The sequence below is a fragment of the Nitrobacter sp. 62-13 genome, from assembly GCF_001896955.1.
Taxonomy (GTDB): Bacteria; Pseudomonadota; Alphaproteobacteria; order Rhizobiales; family Xanthobacteraceae; genus Nitrobacter.
The window spans coordinates 1-3,698 of sequence record NZ_MKRN01000049.1; the positions used below are offsets into that span (position 1 = coordinate 1).

Annotated in this window: 4 protein-coding genes; 2 read left to right on the plus strand and 2 right to left on the minus strand. The window is 65.7% G+C overall.

The features are described 5' to 3' along the window. Both BGN91_RS05295 and BGN91_RS05300 read right to left on the minus strand, forming a co-directional pair. On the minus strand, window positions 1–348 hold a 348-nt coding region (locus BGN91_RS05295), incomplete at its 3' end, for a cell division protein ZapA (protein ID WP_292611173.1). After that, window positions 345–686 carry a DUF4164 domain-containing protein gene (locus BGN91_RS05300; RefSeq protein WP_292611174.1) on the minus strand — a complete coding sequence of 114 codons (342 nt, stop codon included), beginning with the start codon at window positions 684–686 and terminating at the stop codon, window positions 345–347. The genes BGN91_RS05295 and BGN91_RS05300, both read right to left, overlap by 4 nt. A 281-nt stretch (window positions 687–967) precedes the next feature. Between BGN91_RS05300 and tkt the strand changes: the two genes are divergently transcribed. Further along, the gene (tkt, locus tag BGN91_RS05305) at window positions 968–2,953 is read left to right on the plus strand and encodes a transketolase (RefSeq protein WP_292611175.1); all 1,986 of its coding nucleotides are present in this window, start codon (window positions 968–970) and stop codon (window positions 2,951–2,953) included. Window positions 2,954–3,279: 326 nt separating this feature from the next. Further along, the coding region (locus BGN91_RS05310) for a glyceraldehyde 3-phosphate dehydrogenase NAD-binding domain-containing protein (RefSeq protein WP_292611176.1) at window positions 3,280–3,698 on the plus strand (419 nt) is incomplete at its 3' end.

A 3,698-nucleotide genomic window follows, 5' to 3' on the forward strand; every position in this document is an offset into this window, starting at 1 on the left:
CAGGACCTGCGTGGTCTTCTCGATCCGCTGCGCCGCCATGTTCAGCGCGGCAGCCACGGCCGTTTGCGTGGCGCGCGCGCGCTCCGCGGCCGCAGCGCGCACGTCTCCCAATGCGCTGAGTTCGTCCTCCAGCGTACGTATGCGCTGGTGCGCATCCAGCAGCTCGTCGGAGGCCGTGAGAGCCGCCATCACCTCGAGCCGCTGATCGCCGATTTCGCCGAACTTGCCGCGCAACTCGCCGATCCGGCCTTCCAGATCGCGTGCAAGTGCCTGCAGCCGCTCTTCCTGGCCATCCTCGCAGGCCATCCGGTACTGGCGGCCGTTGATGGTGACGTTGACGTGGCTCACGACTTCTCTCCCGTCTCTCCCGCCGCTTCGAGCACGGACTTGATGGTGTCGATCGCCGCGTCGAGCTTTTCGGCGATCTCGCGATTTGCGCGTTCGAGCTTGCGCGTGCGTACGAGCGAGCCGTCAAGCTCGTCCGCGAGCCGCGAGCGGTCGGCGCCCAGGGCCTGGATGCGGCTGGCCAGCTCGTTCTCGTTGCGATCCGCCTCGCGCCGCCGCTCCACCGCTCTTTCCAGTGCATCGAGCGCGGCGGTCAGCCGCCGGGTCGCGGCATCGATTTCGACCGCGCCAGGACTGGACGGTTCGGCGCCGGCGGAACGGTTGGCTGGTCGATCGTTCATATTCGCTCTGCGCGCCTTTTGGCCGGCTGCAGGCCGGATTACAAAGCCACGGCTCGGCAAGCCCTTAGGGGCTGAAATTTACGTGGCGGACGAGGCCAGCGCAACGCCGCAGCGCAGCTATGCACCGCAAAACATTCTCCCTGTGAGGGGGGGCTCCCGCACTTGGACTCCGCCGACGCAGGTGCTATGCCCCCGGCACGCCAGTCCGGCTCGCCGGGCTGCATCGAATTCAAATGCGAACCGTTTAGCCCTCCTCATCTAGTCTGGACCGGATATCCCACATGCCGACCGTCGACTCCTCCCGTATGGCGAATGCAATCCGCGCGCTCGCGATGGACGCCGTAGAAAAAGCAAAATCGGGCCATCCCGGCCTCCCCATGGGCACGGCCGACATCGCCACGGTGCTGTTCACCAAATTCCTGAAATACGACGCGACCGATCCGCACTGGCCGGACCGCGACCGCTTCATCCTCTCCGCCGGCCACGGCTCGATGCTGCTCTACGCGCTGTTGTACCTGACCGGCTACAAGGAGATGACGCTCGACCAGATCAAGAATTTCCGGCAGCTCAACTCCAAGACGCCGGGCCATCCGGAGAACTTCATCACCGAGGGCGTCGAGACCACCACCGGCCCGCTGGGCCAGGGCGTCGCCACCTCGGTCGGCTTCGCGCTCGCCGAACGCCTGCTGGCCGCCCAGTTCGGCCGCGACGTCGTCGATCACTACACCTACGTGCTGTGCTCCGACGGCGACCTGATGGAGGGCATCAGCCACGAGGCGATTGCGCTGGCCGGCCATCTCAAGCTCAACAAGCTGATTTTCCTGTACGACGACAACGGCATCACCATCGACGGCCCGATCTCGCTGACCGACGACGTCGATCAGGTGGCGCGTTTCAAGGCCTGCGGCTGGGACGCAAGGCGAATCGACGGCCACGACCCCAAGGCGATCACAGCCGCGATCCGCCGGGCGCAGAAATCCGACAAGCCGTCGCTGATCGCCTGCAAGACCATCATCGGCTTCGGCGCTCCCACCCGGGCCGGCACCTCCAAGGCGCACGGCGAAGCGCTCGGGGCGGAAGAGCTCGCGGGCGCGAAGAAGGCGCTCGGCTGGGATTACGGCCCGTTCGAGATTCCCGACGACGTCCTCAAGGCCTGGCGCAGCGCCGGGCGCAAGGGCAAGCGGCACAACAAGGAATGGCGCGCGCGGTTCGCGGCGAAGTCCGATGCCGAGCGCAGCGAGTTCACGCGCCGCGCCGTCGACCGCAAGCCGCCGCAAAACCTCGACGAGGTGGTGCGCAAGCTCAAGGACAAGCTGGTCGCCGAACCGCCGACGGTCGCCACCCGCAAGGCCAGTGAAATCGCGCTCGAGGTGCTGGTGCCGGCGATGCCGGAACTGCTGCTCGGCTCCGCCGACCTCACGCCGTCCAACAATACCCGCACCAAGGGGATGAAGGACGTCGAGCCCGGTCATGATGACGGCCGCTACATCCATTACGGCATCCGCGAGCTGGGCATGGCCGCGGCCATGAACGGCATTGCGCTGCATGGCGGCTTCGCGCCGGCCGGCGGCACCTTCATGTGCTTCGCCGACTACGCCCGCCCGGCGATGCGCGTGTCCGCGCTGGCCAGCATCCCGGTGGTCTACATCATGACCCACGACTCCATCGGGCTTGGCGAGGACGGCCCCACCCATCAGCCGGTGGAGCATCTGGCATCCTTGCGCGCGATGCCGAACATGCGCGTGTTCCGGCCCGCCGACGCAGTCGAGACCGCCGAGTGCTGGCAGCTTGCGCTGGAGCGCAAGCACGGACCGACGGTCCTGGCGCTGTCGCGGCAGAACCTCACGCCGGTGCGCAAAACCGCGCATGCCGACAATCGCTGCGCGCATGGCGCTTATGAGCTGGTCGCAGCCAACGGCGAGGCGAAGGTGTCGATCTTCGCCTCCGGATCGGAAGTCGAGATCGCCGTCGCGGCGCAGCAACAGCTCGCCGGGCGCGGCATCGCGTCGCGGGTGGTCTCCGTGCCCTCGCTGGAACTGCTGCTCGAACAGCCCGAGGAACGCCGGCAGGCCCTTATCGGCAGGGCGCCGGTCAAGATCGCCGTGGAAGCGGCCGTTCGCTTCGGCTGGGACGCCGTGATCGGGGCCGACGGCCTCTTCGTCGGCATGCACGGCTTCGGTCACAGCGCTCCCGCCAAGGACCTCTACAAACATTTCGGCATCACCGCCGAGGCCGTGGTCGGCGCTGCGGAGAAGCACCTTCGTTGAGGTTGAGATTGCCTCAAAATCAAAAAGGCGCTAGCTAAAACGCGCGGAATGTGGATTTGGCATGAGCGGATCGACCTCCCGCAGGTTCGAGACGCGACTGTCAGATCCGGATTTCCGCTGACAGCTTATTTTGCTGGTGGTTCTTTGATTTTGACGCTCGCAGATTCTCTCGCTCAAGGCGGGATGCGAATGCTAAAATCGGGCCGCTAGATATCACCAATGGTCGCCACCCGGCAGAACCGGGTGACACAGGCGTCGACGCTCGCGCGCGGAGCTAAACTTGCGGTTGCGCGGAGACAATGCCCTATTTGAAGGAGAAAAAAGACATGGCAGTCCGGGTCGCAATCAACGGCTTTGGCCGCATCGGCCGCAACGTTTTGCGCGCCATCTACGAAGCCAAACGCGACGATCTGGAGATCGTCGCCATCAACGATCTCGGCCCGGTCGAAACCAACGCGCATCTCTTGCGCTTCGACTCCGTGCATGGCCGCTTCCCGTATGAGGTGAAGGTCGAAGGCGACAGCATCGTGATCGGCAAGAACAAGATCAAGGTGACCGCCGAACGCGATCCCGCCAAGCTGCCGTGGAAGGAACTCGGCATCGACATCGCGATGGAGTGCACCGGCTTCTTCACCGCGCGCGACAAGGCGGCCGCGCACCTCACCGCCGGCGCCAAGCGCGTGCTGGTGTCGGCTCCGGCCGAGAACGCCGACATGACCGTGGTCTACGGCGTCAACCACGACAA